This window comes from Rhodoligotrophos sp. CJ14 (genome assembly GCF_038811545.1).
Classification (GTDB): Bacteria; Pseudomonadota; Alphaproteobacteria; order Rhizobiales; family Im1; genus Rhodoligotrophos; species Rhodoligotrophos ferricapiens.
The window spans coordinates 4,270,215-4,285,183 of sequence record NZ_CP133319.1 but is presented as its reverse complement, the minus strand read 5'-3'; the positions used below and the strand labels follow the sequence as shown (position 1 = coordinate 4,285,183).

At 62.2% G+C, this 14,969-nt stretch carries 13 protein-coding genes; 12 read left to right on the top strand and 1 reads right to left on the bottom strand.

Going from position 1 to position 14,969, the window contains the following annotated elements; translation table 11 throughout:
• Positions 1 to 20: 20 nt before the first annotated feature.
• Genes RCF49_RS19970 through RCF49_RS19940 form a run of 7 tightly spaced genes read left to right on the top strand, consistent with a single transcriptional unit; the run spans position 21 to position 7,365 of the window.
• A complete protein-coding gene (locus RCF49_RS19970) occupies positions 21 to 1,331 on the top strand; it encodes a TRAP transporter large permease (RefSeq protein ID WP_342641541.1) in 1,311 nt (436 codons plus the stop codon).
• 8 nt (positions 1,332 to 1,339) lie between these two features.
• Positions 1,340 to 1,891, top strand: coding sequence for a TRAP transporter small permease (locus RCF49_RS19965; protein WP_342641540.1), 552 nt, complete (start codon positions 1,340 to 1,342; stop codon positions 1,889 to 1,891).
• Complete coding sequence (locus RCF49_RS19960; protein ID WP_342641539.1) at positions 1,881 to 2,957, top strand: phosphotransferase family protein; 1,077 nt, start codon at positions 1,881 to 1,883, stop codon at positions 2,955 to 2,957. Before RCF49_RS19965 ends, RCF49_RS19960 begins: the two co-directional genes overlap by 11 nt.
• Positions 2,954 to 3,448 carry a hypothetical protein gene (locus RCF49_RS19955; protein WP_342641538.1) on the top strand — a complete coding sequence of 165 codons (495 nt, stop codon included), beginning with the start codon at positions 2,954 to 2,956 and terminating at the stop codon, positions 3,446 to 3,448. The genes RCF49_RS19960 and RCF49_RS19955 overlap by 4 nt, the downstream gene beginning before the upstream one ends.
• Positions 3,449 to 3,476: 28 nt before the next feature.
• Positions 3,477 to 5,096 (top strand): AMP-binding protein, encoded by a 1,620-nt coding sequence (locus RCF49_RS19950; protein ID WP_342641537.1) that lies wholly within the window; start codon positions 3,477 to 3,479, stop codon positions 5,094 to 5,096.
• Between the two features lie 32 nt (positions 5,097 to 5,128).
• Positions 5,129 to 6,331 (top strand): acyl-CoA dehydrogenase family protein, encoded by a 1,203-nt coding sequence (locus RCF49_RS19945; protein ID WP_342641536.1) that lies wholly within the window; start codon positions 5,129 to 5,131, stop codon positions 6,329 to 6,331.
• A gap of 32 nt (positions 6,332 to 6,363) precedes the next feature.
• Complete coding sequence (locus RCF49_RS19940) at positions 6,364 to 7,365, top strand: DUF7064 domain-containing protein (RefSeq protein ID WP_342641535.1); 1,002 nt, start codon at positions 6,364 to 6,366, stop codon at positions 7,363 to 7,365.
• Positions 7,366 to 7,395: 30 nt separating this feature from the next.
• Here RCF49_RS19940 and RCF49_RS19935 read toward each other — a convergent pair whose 3' ends face one another.
• Positions 7,396 to 8,232: an IclR family transcriptional regulator gene (locus RCF49_RS19935; RefSeq protein ID WP_342641534.1), complete on the bottom strand. Its 837-nt coding sequence runs from the start codon at positions 8,230 to 8,232 to the stop codon at positions 7,396 to 7,398.
• A 221-nt stretch (positions 8,233 to 8,453) separates the two neighbouring features.
• Here RCF49_RS19935 and RCF49_RS19930 point away from each other — a divergent pair, with 221 nt between their 5' ends.
• The 5 genes from RCF49_RS19930 to RCF49_RS19910 are packed head-to-tail and all read left to right on the top strand — an operon-like array spanning position 8,454 to position 14,954.
• Complete coding sequence (locus RCF49_RS19930) at positions 8,454 to 9,578, top strand: extracellular solute-binding protein (RefSeq protein WP_342641533.1); 1,125 nt, start codon at positions 8,454 to 8,456, stop codon at positions 9,576 to 9,578.
• Positions 9,579 to 9,633: 55 nt separating this feature from the next.
• A complete protein-coding gene (locus RCF49_RS19925; RefSeq protein ID WP_342641532.1) occupies positions 9,634 to 11,316 on the top strand; it encodes an ABC transporter permease subunit in 1,683 nt (560 codons plus the stop codon).
• Between the two features lie 16 nt (positions 11,317 to 11,332).
• Positions 11,333 to 12,442, top strand: a complete 1,110-nt coding sequence (locus RCF49_RS19920) for an ABC transporter ATP-binding protein (protein ID WP_342641531.1) — start codon at positions 11,333 to 11,335, stop codon at positions 12,440 to 12,442.
• A 21-nt stretch (positions 12,443 to 12,463) separates the two neighbouring features.
• Entirely contained in the window at positions 12,464 to 13,627 is a 1,164-nt protein-coding gene (locus RCF49_RS19915) for a M24 family metallopeptidase (protein ID WP_342641530.1), read from the top strand.
• Position 13,628: 1 nt separating this feature from the next.
• Positions 13,629 to 14,954 (top strand): NAD(P)/FAD-dependent oxidoreductase, encoded by a 1,326-nt coding sequence (locus RCF49_RS19910; protein WP_342641529.1) that lies wholly within the window; start codon positions 13,629 to 13,631, stop codon positions 14,952 to 14,954.
• Positions 14,955 to 14,969 lie beyond the last annotated feature (15 nt).

Here is a 14,969-nt window from a genome sequence, read left to right as displayed (position 1 = left end):
CAGCTTAGGCCTTACCTGTCATGTCACAGAGCTTGACGATTTGGCTCGTCGCATTCTGGTTCGTCATATTCCTCGTTCTGGGCCAGGCGGTTGCCACCGTTCTTCTCGGCGCAGGCATCGTCGGGATCGTGCTCTGGGCGGGACCGAGGGTTCTGACCGGCATTATCGGCCAGGACGTGTTCTATACGGCCTCGACCTACACGCTCTCCATCATTCCGCTATATCTGCTCATGGCGCAGCTTCTGCTCAAAGGGGGCGTCATCGTCGACCTCTTCCGGGTCGGGCACCGGATCGCCGGCTATCGCCGCTTTCCTCTTGGCGTGGCGACGCTGATCACTGGCGGACTTCTCGGCGCGGTCTCGGGGTCAGGCACGGCCAGTGCCGCGGCGCTTGCAACGCTGGCGGGCCCGGAGCTCGAACGGGTCGGCTATACCCGACGGTTCTCGATCGGGCTCGCGGCGATCTCAGGCTCATTATCAGTGATCATCCCGCCGAGCCTGCTGATCATGATCTATGGCTCGCTCACCACCATTCCCATCGGCCATCTCTTCATCGGCTCGATCGGACCAGGCATTCTGTGCATCCTTATCTATATCGTTTGCCTGCGCCTCTTTGGCGAAGTCGAGCCCGGCGCGGTCGACGGCATCGCCGGCGAGGTTGAGCAAGATCCCGCATCGACGCGACGGTCAATCAACGCGTTCATCTTTGTCATTGGACTGATGTTCGTCGTCTTCGGCGGCATCTATGGCGGCATCGTCACTGTGGGCGAGGCTGGGGCGCTTGGCGCCTTCGCCGCCTTTGTCGGTATGGTTGCCATGCGGCGCGTCGGCATGCGCGAGATCATGGACGCGCTCACGGACTCCGTCAAAGTGACCGCGATGCTGCTGATCCTATTGATCGGGGCGCAGATCTTTTCACGCTTCCTGTCCTTCTCGCGATTGCCTACGGAACTGCTCGCCCTTGCCGCGCCACTGGTCGAGCAGCCGAACCTGCTGGTCGTGGTGCTGATGGTCGGCATTTTCGCGGCGGGCATGTTCCTTGAAGAAGTGACCGTCATCGTGCTTGCGGTGCCGATCATTCTGCCGATGGTCGAAGCAGCGCAGATTGATCTCATCTGGTTCGGGGTCATGGCCTGCTTCATGATCTCTCTCGGGCTGCTCACGCCACCGGTGGGACTTGTGGCTTTTTCAGCGGCAAGTGCGGCGCGAGTGCCTGTCGGCCCCGTGTTCAAGCCGGCGATGGTCTTCTCCACCGCCGCCGCCATTGTGGTCACCCTCGCGATGATGATCTTTCCGGGGCTCGCCACTTGGCTCCCCAGCCATCTCAATTGAGGTGTCGCATGCGCTTCTGGAAAGCCATTTGGGACTTCGAGTGGGGCATGGCCTCGATCGGCGCCGGGCTGTGCCTATTCCTCATGATGCTGATCACGGTAATCAGCGTGTTCGGGCGATATGTTCTGCATGCGGATCTGATCCCCGGTGCCTATAACATCGTCGAACGCGTCATCTTTCCGCTCCTCGTTTTCTGGGCACTGCCCATGGCGCACCGGGAGGGCACGTTCCCGCGGCTCGAAACCTTTTCCGAGTCGGCACCGCCCCGACGGCGGGCCGCTGTCTCAGCCCTGGTGCTGGCCGTTGAAATCGGGATCTACGCGATCGTGCTCTGGTACGTCACAGGCTTCGTCTGGAGCAGCATAAAAACCCATCGCACCATGCAGGTCGGTACGGATTTCTGGCCGCTCTGGCCCATCATCATCATGATGCCCCTGGCTTTCGCGCTGATGCTGCTCGAGATGATCCGCCTGTTTGCCGCGGATCTGCGGATGCTGTTCAGCCTCGCAACCAGCGGGGCAGGAGCGGCACCAGACGCTAGGGCTCGCGATGCCTCATAATGCTTTGCCTGCCAGCTCTCCCGCCCCTCGGTTCGATCCGTTCGATCTCGACGGCCTGCGGCAGCGTCTTCTGTCCTTCCTGCAGATGTCTCTGAGCGCCGAGGTCGAGCTCGGGGCCCTGCATCGCTATACGGTTGGATTCTCCTGGATCACCTATGGCTTTTCAGCCAAGTGGCGAGAGAACGGGCGCGCGCAATCCCGCGATCTCATCCTCCGGATTGGTCCACCCAATGGGCTGTTCACCCCCTATAAGGCCTCGCCCGAGTTCCTGACGCTCAAGTGCCTCGCCGACAGTGCCGTGCCGGTGCCAAAGGTCTATTGGTATTCGGATGACGGCGACACGTTCGGTGCCCCGTTCTTCATCTGTGAACGGATCGATGGGGAAGCACCCATTCCGTGGACCGCCGATGGCGGGCCGGCCTTTGATGAAGAGACCAGGCGCGCGCTTGCCGAGCAGTTCGTGGGCGCTTTGGGGAGCCTCCATAATTTCGACTGGCCGGGAACGCCGGTTGCAGCTATCGGGGGTGCGAGCGATCCCAACGAAACAGCCGCCGCCCAGATCGGTTTTTGGGAGAGGCTCATGCGGCAGTGGTCGCAGCGGCGCTACCCGATCCTCGAATGGGCCTTGCTGTGGTTCCGAGACAATGCGCCCAAAGCGCCGCGGATCAGCGTCGTGCACGGGGATTACCGGATCGGCAATTTTCTCGAGCAAAACCGCCAGATTACCGCCATTCTCGACTGGGAACTCGTCCATCTCGGTGATCCGGTCGAGGATCTCGGCTGGGTCTGTCTGCAGGCCTGGCGGGGGCGCTCGCCCTATATGTGTCATCTGCTCACGCGCGAGGAGCTGCTCGAGCGCTATGCGAGGCTGACCGGGATCGCCGTTGATCCTGCTGCGGTGCGCTATTGGGAGGCGTTCGGCACGTTCAAGCTCGCGGTCATGCATCTTGGCGCGAGCCATTGCTTCGAGACGCGCGATTATGACGACATGCGCATGGCTGGGATGGGCCTGCAAATCCCGCGCATGCTGCTGCAGGTCGAAGCCGCAGTGGAGCGGTGCTCATGACCAATTCCCTTGAGAGACTGCTCGCCGGGATGATGGCAACGCTCCGGCAAGACGTGATCCCGCATGTGAGTGATTCTTATGCGCGCGGGCAGGCAATCGGCGTCATCGATATTCTGAACAATATCGCGTCGCGGATCGAATGGGCGCGAGCGCCGCTGCTTGCGGGCGTGGAAGGGCGGCGCGCGATCATCGAGGAGGTCCTGCGGATGGTGCCCGCTGCACCAAAGGCCGCGCAACCAGCTCGGCCCGACCTCGCGTCGCTTACGACATCAGCGGCGCTTGCGGCAGAGCGCGACCGGCTCGATGGAGAGATCGCCGATCTCCTCATCTGGGCGACGAGGCGAAAGGATGACGCCGATGCCGCAGCCGCGGCCGCCAAGCTCCGGCAGTTCATCCATGATGATGTGGCCGCCGAAATGAAACTGACGAAGAAGCCGCTATTCGCCGAGATCTCGCGCGGCGGCCAACACGATAAAGACCGGACAAGCTGATCATCGGCAAAGGGCGGGAGGATGGGCCATGGTCGAGCATTTGGATCCGCGGATGCCGCCGCGGGAGGCCTGTGTGCAGCGTTATATGCTGGAACACTGGGCGCGGCAGCAGCCGGATAAGATTTTCGCGGTCTTCGCTGATGGCAGCGAATGGACCTATGGGGAAACGCTCAAGATTACCATCGAGACGGCGAATGCCTTCCGCCGGCTCGGCGTCGCCCAGGGCGAGAGGGTGCTGGTCTGGCTGCCCAATAGCGCTGATTGCCTGCGGGTCTGGTTCGGCCTCAACTATCTCGGCGCCGTGTTCGTGCCCATCAATCTCGCCTATCGCGGCGGGCTGCTGGAACATGTGATCGGGCTCTCGGAAGCGCGGCTCGCGGTGGTTCACGCCGATCTCGTGCCGCGGCTCGAGACGGTTGATCGTAAGACTCTACGAGAGGCCGTGGTGCTTGGCGGTGCGCCGGCGCAAATCGCAGGCCTTACGGTCCATAGCTCTGATGCCCTATCCAGCACTGATGCCACCCCGCCGGCGCTCGAGCGCCCGATCGCGCCCTGGGATCTCCAGTCAATCATCTTCACCTCTGGTACCACCGGCCCCTCCAAGGGCGTGTTGTCCTCCTATCTGCATCTGCATCAGATGGCAGTCTCAGCCCCCTTCCTCGGGCCTGATGATCGCTACATGATCAACCTGCCGCTGTTTCATTCCGGCGGGGTGATGCCGGTCACGGCGATGCTGGCCCATGGCGGCTCGATTGCCATGGTGGATGCATTCGACACCGAGAGTTTCTGGCCGACGGTGCGCAGGGCGAAGGTCACGACCGTGATCCTGCTCGGGGTGATGGGCGGCTTTCTGCTGAAGCGGCCTCCATCGCCGGATGACAAGAACCATACGCTGCGCAGCTGCACCTATGTGCCGCTGAACGATACCGCCCCGCAATTCCACGCGCGGTTCGGCACGGATATCTACACCCATTTCAACATGACCGAGCTTTGCATGCCGATCGTCTCGGGCGCCAATCCCACCGCGCTCGGCAGCGCCGGCCGGCCGCGCGCCGGGGTCGAGGTGCGCATCGTGGATGAGAATGATTGCGAGGTGCCAGTCGGTGCGGTGGGCGAGCTGGTGGTGCGCACCGATTGTCCCTGGGCCATGAATCACGGCTATGCAGGCGCTCCCGAGGCCACGGCCCGCGCCTGGCGCAATGGATGGTTTCATACCGGAGACGGCTTCCGGCGCGATCAGGACGGCAATTACTATTTCGTCGACAGGCTCAAGGATGCGATCCGCCGGCGTGGAGAGAATATCTCCTCGTTCGAGGTCGAATCCGAGCTCGTTGCGCATCCCGCCATTCGCGAAGCTGCGGTTGTGGCCGTCAAAAGCGAGATCGCCGAGGATGAGGTGCTGGCTGTGGTCGCGCTCAATGCCGGCATGTCGCTCGATCCGGTTGAGCTGATCGCGTTCCTGAAGCCGCGGCTCGCCCATTTCATGATCCCCCGCTATGTCCGGGTGGTCGATGCGTTGCCGCGCACGCCGACATCAAAGATCCAGAAGGCCAGCCTGCGGGAAGCGGGCATAACCCCCGATACCTGGGATCGGGAGACGGCCGGCATCATCATCAAACGGGAAAAGATCGGCGCCGCGGCCACGTGAGCGGCCGTCCAACGCATGCCCAAGGAGTTGCCATGTTCGGAGAGCTCTCAGACAAAGCCCGCGACCTGCTCGAGCGCATGCAGGCCTTCATGGATGAGCATGTCTATCCCAATGAGCAAGCGCTGCTCGAAGCTGCACCGGAGGATAGCCGCTGGACACAGAAGCCGCTCATGCGGAGCCTCCAGGAGAAGGCGCGCACCCAAGGTCTGTGGAACCTGTTCTATAATCACGGGCCCGAGGGAGCCGGGCTCTCGAATTTCGAATATGGTCAAATCTGCGAGGTGTTCGGCCGGTCGCTGGTGGCACCCGAGATCTTCAATTGCAGCGCGCCAGATGTGGGCAATATGGAGATCCTCGCGATCTATGGGACGCCCGCCCAGAAGGAGCGCTGGCTCAAACCGCTGCTTGATGCAGAGATCCGCTCATGCTTTGCGATGACCGAGCCGCGCGTTGCCTCATCGGATGCAACGAATGTCGAAACGGAAATCCGGCGGGATGGCGAGCATTATGTCATCAACGGCCGCAAGTGGTGGATCACGGGTGCGATGGCCAAGCGCTGCGCCTTCGCCATCGTCATGGGCAAGAACGATCCGACAGCGCCCAAACACAAGCAGCAATCGATGATCATCGTGCCGATGGACACGAAAGGGCTGACCATCGTGCGGCCGCTCACGGTGTTCGGCTATGAGCACGCGCCGCTGGGCCATGCAGAGCTCGTGTTCGAGAATGTGCGGGTGCCGGCTGAGAACATGCTGCTGGGCGAAGGGCGCGGCTTCGAGATCGCGCAGGGCAGGCTCGGGCCTGGCCGCATCCATCATTGCATGCGGCTCATCGGATTGGCCGAGCGCGCGCTCGATGTCATGTGCCAGCGGGCCAAATCGCGGGTCGCCTTCGGATCGACGCTCGCCGAGAAGGGGGCCGTGCGCCAGGCCATCGGTCAATCGCGCTGCGAGATCGAGCAGGCGCGGCTGCTCACACTCAAGGCGGCGTGGATGATGGACAAGGCGGGCAACAAGGCCGCGCGCCATGAGATCGCCATGGCCAAGATCATGGTGCCCGACATGGCGGCCCGGGTGATCGACCGCGCAATCCAGGTGCATGGGGCAGCGGGGGTCTCACAGGATGTGTTCCTTGCAGAGGCCTATGCGGAGGCGCGCTATCTGCGTATCGGCGATGGGCCCGACGAGGTCCATCGCGAGGCACTCGCGCGTCACGAGCTCTCCCGGTTCGGCTGAGCCCTCTTCGCGTTTTCCAAGGAGCACTTTACATGGACAAGTTCATCATGCGGCCCGAGGACGAGCTGATGCATCAGCCCGATCCTTGCGAGAATTTCAACGAGAGCGTCTATTCGAACGGCTTTGATGAAAAGACCGGCGTTGGCGGCTGGATGCGGCTCGGCAACCGCGTCAATGAAGGCTATGCGGAGCTTTCGGTCTGTCTCTATCTGCCCGATGGGCGCATTGCCTGCCAGTTCCAGCGGCCACATATCACGTCCAATGACAAGTTCGACGCGGGCGGGCTCTCCTATCGGGTGATCGAGGCCTTCAAGAAAGTCTCGATGGCTTATGAGGGCGATTTGCTCATCGTCGATAATCCCGATGCCCTGCGCGATCCGCAATCGCTCTTTGCCAATGGGCCTCGCAAGCCCGGCTCTGTGAGCTGGACCCATGAGGCCTCTTCCCCGATCCACGGCGGTGAGCCGGTCCGCGACGACATTCCGACGATGTATGGCCGTGACTTCTCGCGGGGCCATTTCAACCAGCATGGCCGGGTGCGCGGCCGGATCAGGGTTGGCGATGAGGAATGGCCGATCGACGGCCGCGGCTGGCGGGATCATTCCTGGGGGCCGCGTTATTGGCAGGTCATCTATTTCTACCGGCTGTTCATGGGCAATTTCAGCAATGGTGATGGTTTCATGCTGCTCAAGATCGCCGATCGGGAAGGCTATTCCCGGCGGATCGGGGTCTTGCTGGTGGACGGCCAGTATGAGGAAATTACCGATCTCGACGTGATGACCGACTGGACGGAGGCGCGGGATCCGGCACGAGTGCGGCTCGGGGTGCGCACGGCCAAACGTATGGCACTCATCGAGGGCGAGATCCTGACGCTTGCGCCCCTGCGCAACCGCCGGAAGGCTGACGGCGAAGTCCTGGTGTCGCGGATCGCCGAGGGCTTTACCCGGTTCCGCTGGGGTGAGCGCGAGGGCTATGGGATGACCGAATATATCGAGCGCATCGAGGGTGATAAGCTTGCAGGCTATCCGCTCTAGCTCGTCTAAAGCCCTCCAATAGAAAATACGCTAGAGACCCGTGGGCCGCTTGGGCGCGAACAGAGAGGAAACTGTCTGAGCGAGTTCGGTCACCAGCGGTGCCAGCCGCTCGTAGGCCTCTGGAAATGACCAGCGCGTCAGGGGCACAGAAACGCCGACCGCCGCCACTGCCACACCTTCGACGCCCAGGATAGGTGCGGCGATATTGATGTCGCCGCGAAAATATTCGCTGTTCACATAGGCGAAGCCGGCATTGCGGGCCTCATCCACCCGTTCGATCAACTCATCGGGATCGGTGATGGTCGCCGGGGTGTAGCTATGTGTTTCATATCTGCGGAGAAGCAGGTCCGCCTGCTCTTTCGGCAGGCCGGAGAGATAGGCGCGGCCGGCGGCGGTGCAATAGATGGGATAACGGCCACCCACCGGCAGCTGCACCGAGATCTGCTTATGGCCCGGGAAACTCACCACAAACACCATATCGGTGCCGTCGGGCACTGACAGGTTCACCGTCTCCCCACATTTGATGCTGAGATCGAGCAGATAGGGATTGGCACTCTCGATCAGCGGGCTGGTGGTCGTATAGCGCATACCCAGCTCAACCACGCGGGCAGTCAGGGTATATTTGCGGGAATAGAGATCCTTGCGGAGATAACCGAGGGATACGAGCGTATGGGCCAGGCGCTGGGCTGCGCTCTTGGTTATGCCGGCCGCCATGGCCATCTCGGGCAAGTTCATGGCGCGGCGGTCGCGGCCGAAGGCTTCGAGAAGCGAGAACGCCTTCGCGAGCGAATTGTTGAACAGCCTGGAGGATGCGTCCTTGCCCTCCCCCTCCAGCAGCTCTTCTCTGTCGGTCTTTTCCAGCATCATCGCCCTTGGATTGTTGGCGCATTCACGCCACGAGCCCGTCCGGCTTGTCAAACGGATTTTTCGGCTTCCGCATATCGCAATGCGATACAACAATCATCTTGCGCGGTAGATGAATATCACACATGATCTGGCGTGAGGCCTGATTGCCGTGAGGTAGGAGGCCCGCGGAATTGTGTCGAGCAGCAGAGAACAAGTGCGCCGGCACGAGCGAGGGGGAGATCATGATGAGCAGACGAGGATGGAATTCCTTTGCCGGCGCATTGCTCTTAGGCTGCAGCCTGTTCATGTCGGCTGCGGTTCCAAGCGTCACAGGAACAAGGGCGGAGGAGGATGTCTATAGCGGCTATTCGGGCGAGGATTTCGTTTTCAATGGCGCCAGCTATAGCGGGACGCTGAAGGCCGGCATCATGGATACGGTCGGCGCCGACTTCGCCGAAAAGACCGGCGTCAACATGATCTTCGATGCCTTCTGCTGCGGCATTGCCAAGCTGCAAGCAAGCCAGCAGAGCGGCAATGTGCCGTGGACGATCGTGTCATTCTCGACCATGACCGACCTGATCCTCGCCAAGCGTGCCGATCTCCTGCTCAAGATCGATCCGAAAATCGTGCCCCTCGATAAGCTCGATCCGGCCGGATATGACGATTATGCGATCTATGCCTATCCCTATGCGGCGGTGATCGCGTGGAACACGGATAAATGGCCGCTGTCGGCCAAGCATCCCGAGGCAATCGAGGACATTTTCGACACGCAGAGCTTTCCCGGCAAACGCTGCCTTTACAAATATCCGCAGTTCGGCGGCACCATGGAGGCGGCTCTGCTTGCCGATGGGGTGGAAGCAGACAAGCTCTACCCGCTGGATCTGAAGCGGGCCTTCGGATCGCTCAACAAGATCCGGGATGATATCGTCTGGTGGAGCAGCGGCTCACAAGCCATTCAGCAGCTCACCTCCGGCGCCTGTGACCTGGCGCTGGTGTGGAACGGTCCGATTTCCGAAGCCATCCGCGCCGATGGCGGTCCCTTCGCCATCGCGTGGGGGCATGCGGTATGGGATTACACGCCGGTCAGTATCCCCAAGGGTGTGAAAAACGAGAAGGCAGCCCAGGCCTTCCTCAAAATGATGGTCGAAAACAGGGCGGCACAAGAGAAGTTCGTCGCGCAAACCGCCTATGTGATGATGCCGATGAAAGAACAGGTGCCGATCCCCGACGATATCAAGATGTGGGTGCTCGGTGGGGAAAACATGGCCACCGCCATTCGCGAGAATGACGAATATTACACCGACAACATCGAAAGCCTGCTCCCGAAGTTCAACAGCTGGGTGGTGAGCGGCACCATTCCGGAATAGCGCTGGTGTCCTGGGGCCAGGAGGGCCCCCAACTCTTCCTCCACGTGCAAGCCAGATGCCCGAAAAGGCGATTTTGCGCCTCGTGAGTTTCCGCCTGCCCATGCGCCATCCTTCCAACAAGAGCCTGTTGCTGGTGCTGCCGGGACTTGCCTTCCTGGCCATCACCTTCATCTTGCCACTGGCCGGCGTGGTGTTGCGGAGCTTCGATCCGGACGGCCGGCTGTCCTATGCGGAGCCGCGGTTCAGCCTCACGAATTATGTGGGGCTGCTTCACGACCCCGCTTACCAGATCATTCTCAAGAACACCTTCGTGGTTGCGGCCGTCGCCACCGTGGTCACGGTGCTGATCGCCTATCCCGTGTGCTTCTTCCTGTCACGGCTCTCGGGCAAATGGGGCGGCAGGCTCCTGGTGCTCGCGCTCTTCCCGTTCTGGACGTCGATTCTGGTCCGCCTCTATGCGTTCACGCAGATCCTGCCGCCTTTCGGGGTGATGTACACGACCACGGCCACGGTCATCGGCATGGTCTACTATCTCCTGCCCTATATGATCGCGATCCTCTATGCGAGCATGCTGTCGATCGACAACGAGCTCCTGAATGCGGCGCGAACATTGGGCGCCACCATGGCCCAGGCGCTGCGCCGGGTGTTTCTGCCGCTCAGCAAGCCCGGCGTGTTCGTGGGCACGGTCATGATCTTCGTGATCAGCCTCGGCTTCTTCCTCACGCCCGCCATTCTGGGCGGCGGATCGGACCTGACGGTTGCCACCTATATCCAGCAGCAGGTGAACATCGCCCGTTGGGGTGCGGCCAGCGCCATGGGCACGGTGCTGCTGGCTCTGACGCTCATCCTGTTCTTCGGCGCCAATCGGCTGTTTGCGAGCAACGATCTGGCGATCATCGGGATCGGCAGCCAGAAGGGCGTATCGCGGAATGAGGGTCTTCGCTTCACCTGGCCGGTGATCATCGGACTTCTGTTCGCGATCGCCTGCTTTCTGTTTCTGTTGATCCCGCTGCTGGTGGTCGTGTTCGTCTCATTCACGCCGACGACCTATCTCCGCTTTCCTCCATCAGGGTTTTCCACCCGCTGGTATGGGCAGTTCTTCAACGACCGGGACTGGCTGCAATCGGCCTGGCTCAGCTTTCAGATCGCGGCTCTAACCTCGATCGCCGCTACGGCGCTCGGTCTCCTCACCGCAATCGGGCTGGTGCGGGGCCGCGTTCCAGGCAAGACCCTGATCTCGGCCCTGTTCCTAGCGCCGTTGATCGTGCCAGTGATTCTCATCGCGGTCGGACTGTTCGATTTTGCCAATCGGTTCGGGCTTGCGGGGACGATCACCGGATATGTGATCGGACATACGCTGCTTGCGCTGCCAATCACGGTCATGATCGCCAGCAATGCGCTGCGCTCGATCGGCACGGAGCTCGAACAGGCAGCGCGCACGCTGGGGGCAAAGCCGGCCTACGCGTTCTCGGCCGTCACCGCCCGGCTGATCGCGCCCAGCCTTGCGGTTGCCGCGATCTTCGCGTTCGTCACCTCGTGGGACGAGCCGGTGATCGCGTTGTTCATGTCGACCGGGCGCACCACCCTGCCCGTCCACATCTTCAATCACATCCAGACCGAGGTCACACCCACCGTTGCCGCGGTTTCGACGCTGCTGATGGCCGCGGTGCTGATCGGGGCGCTCGGCTTCGGCCTTGCCTCGAAAGCCCGCAAGCAGCGGCTTTCGCTTGAAGCGTGAGGAGATGAATGCGCCCGTGAGCAGGAGTGTTGACATTCGCGAGGCCCTCTCGGGCAGTTCGCTGAGGATCGAGCGGGTGGCGCATGATTTCGGCGGCATGCGCGTGCTAAACGATATCTCCACCGAAATCGCGAGCGGTGAGTTTCTCACCCTGCTCGGCGCCAGTGGCTCGGGCAAGACGACCCTGTTGCGGATCATTGGCGGGCTCATCACACCGAAACATGGCCGGATCTATCTGGGCGAGCGCGACATCACCCATTTCCCGCCGGAGCGGCGCGATATCGGCTTCGTGTTCCAGAATTACGCGCTGTTTCCACACCTTACAGTGGCTGAAAACGTCGGCTTCGCACTTTCGGTCCGGAAAGTGAGGCAGGGGGAGGTCGCAAGCCGGGTGCGCGAGGTCCTGGAGCTCGTCGGGCTCGGGGATCTTGGGGGCCGCTATCCCGGCCAGCTTTCAGGTGGCCAGCAGCAGAGGGTGGCGCTCGCCCGCGCCATCGTGTTCCGGCCCGCCATGCTGCTTTTGGACGAGCCCCTGGGCGCCCTCGACCGACAGCTTCGGCAACAGTTGGCGGTCGAGCTGCGCAATCTGCAACGGCGCAGTGGCATCACCATGATCTATGTCACGCATGACCAGGAGGAGGCATTCACCATGTCGACCCAGGTCGCGATCATGCATAATGGCACGATCAGGCAGATGGCACCGCCGGCCCTGCTCTATCGCCAGCCGGTCGATCTCATGGTCGCGCGCTTCGTGGGCGAGCTCAATGCCTTCGCCGGCACAATCCGCTGCAGCGACGCCCAGCACACGGTGATCGACAGCGCCATGGGCACGCTCACTGCGCACAACCCGCATTGGCTGCCGGGCACGGCCGTCACCTGGGCAGTCCGGCCGGAACATGTGATCCTGCGCCCAAGGCAGAATGAGCGGCAGGCGAGCATCAATGTCATCAATGCCCGCGTCAGGACGGTCATCTTTGGCGGGAGCTGGCATCGGATCGATTATGAGCTCCCTTCGGGCATGAGTGTGCGGGCCGAGGGACGGGGCGAGCCCGATGGGGTCAATGAAGGGGACGAGGTCGATATCGGCATCGATCCCGAACGGATCATGATTTTCAACGAAACCTAACGCGCTAGAGAGGAACGGGTCATGAGGGGAAAATTCGCAGCATTCAGCGAGGAAGAGCACAGAGCACGCCTTCAGCAGGCGCGCCGTCTGCTGAAAGAGCAAGGCATCGATCACTGCATCAGCATGGCGCCGGAATCTCTCTTCTACTATGGCGGCTATGACTCCTGGGTGAGCGTCAACAGCCCACAGGCGCTGATCTTTTCAGCAGACGAGGGCGAGCCGACCATCATCCTCAGGGATACCGATCTGTCGCTTGCCTATGAAAGCTCGTGGGTGAAGGATATCCGCAGCTATCGGCTGATGTTCGATGATATTCCGGGCATATTCGCAGGCATTGCCCGGGAGAAGGGATTGCGCGGGGGCAAGGTTGCGATCGAAACGCAGTCCTATGCGGTGCCGCATGCTTTCGGGCTTGCACTCGCGCGGGCACTCGAGCCGGCGGAGATCGTCGATGCCACGGTGCTCATGGGCATGCCAAGGCTCATCAAATCGCCGGCGGAAATGGCGTATCTGCGCAAGGCCGCCACTTACGCCCAAGCGGGGCTCGATGCGGCGCGGCAAGCTCTGAAGCCGGGCATTTCGGAGATCGCTTTGGCGGCGGAAATCGAGAATGCGATGCGCCGCGCGGGCAGCGATTACTGGTCCATTCCGACCGAGCTTGCGGGTGGTGAGCGTTCCGCCGGCGGACATGGCACGCCGCGCGATCGCATCATCGAACGGGGCGATCTGGTTCACTTCGAATTCGCCGGTGTTGCTGCGCGCTATCATGCGACCGCCATCCATACCATGGCGGCAGGCGAGCCGAGCAAGCGGGCGCGCGAGGTCTATGAGGTGGGGCGGCAGTCGCTGGCCGCCGGCATCAAGGCCATCCACCCAGGCGCCAATGTCACCGATATCGAGGAGGCTTCGCTCGAACCCGTACGGGCTGCCGGTCTCGGAGATGCGGCCGTCATGCGGTTCGGCTATGGCATCGGCGTTGCCTATCCGCCAATCTGGCTCGAGCCGCTCCAGATCAGCCGCGGCTCAAACCAGATCATGGAAGTCGGCATGGTCTTTGTGCTGCATGCCTATCTGCAACTGGTGGACGAGCAGCTCGGCATCATTCAGGGAGGCACCTATGCGCTCACCGAGAATGGGGTCGAGATGCTGATCGGTGGTGGCGACGTCGCGCTCGAGGTGGTCTGAGATGCCCGTCGATGTCGACAGCGTCGGCTCGGATCATCCGCTGCCCGCCCGCGCGGATGTGGTGGTGGTGGGCGGCGGCATTGCCGGGGTCACCACAGCCCTGTTTCTCGCGGAACAGGGCATTCATACCGTACTTTGCGAAAAGGGCGTGATCGCCGGGGAGCAATCCAGCCGCAATTGGGGCTGGTGTCGGACGATGGGCCGGGATCCCCGAGAGTTGCCGTTGATGCTCGAGAGCATCAAGCTGTGGCGCGGCATGAATGAGCGGATCGGCGCTGAAACCGGATTTCGGCAGACCGGCACCCTTTATATTTGCCCCGACGAGAAGGCGCTCGCCAAACGGGAGGCCTGGCTGCCCTATGCGCGCGAGCATGGGGTGGATTCCCGTCTTCTGCGCGGGCGCGAAGTGAACGAGGTGCTCGCGGGATCAGCGCGCACCTGGACCGGGGCGCTCTATACGCCGGGCGATGGGGTTGCCGAGCCGAGCATGGCGGTGCCGGCCATTGCCCGCAAGGCGCGCGCGCTGGGCGCCATAATCATGACCAATTGCGCAGCGCGGGCCATCGATACAGCCGGCGGGCGGGTGGCCGGGGTGATCACCGAGCAGGGGCGCATTGCCAGCGATCGCGTGGTGATTGCCGGCGGGGTCTGGTCGAGCCTCATATGCCGAACGCTCGGCCTGCGCCTGCCCCAGCTCAAGGTGCTCGCCTCGGTGATGCGTACCGCGCCCACGGATCAGGGGCCAAGCACAGCAGCCTGGGGCCCTGGTCTTTCCATTCGAAAGCGCCTCGATGGCGGTTATACGGTGTCGCATGGCAGCGTGATCGCGGATGTGGTGCCGGACAGCTTCCGGTATCTGCGAGAGTTCCTGCCGGTGCTCAGGATGGAATGGGCCGGCATTTCGCTCAATATCGGCCGTCCGTTCTTCGAGGAATGGCGGCTGACCAAGCGCTGGACCCCGGATGAGACGTCTCCTTTCGAGCGGGTGCGCACGCTTGATCCCCCGCCTTCGCAGGATGACCTCAGGCGGGCACGCGCCAATCTCGAAGAGGCATTTCCTGCGTTCAAAGGCGTTGCAACGGCTGGTTCATGGGGCGGCATGATTGATGCAACCCCGGATCTCGTGCCGGTCATTTCGGAGGTCGAGAGCCTGCCGGGGCTCATCATCTCGACCGGCTATTCAGGCCATGGCTTCGGCATCGGGCCGGGCGCAGGGCGGCTGACGGCTGATCTGGCGGCGGGCAAGACGCCCATCGTTGATCCCACACCCTTCCGCTTCTCGCGCTTTTCCGACGGCACCAGCTTGAGGCCACAGGCGGGGCTCTGAAGCACCCGCCTTCGC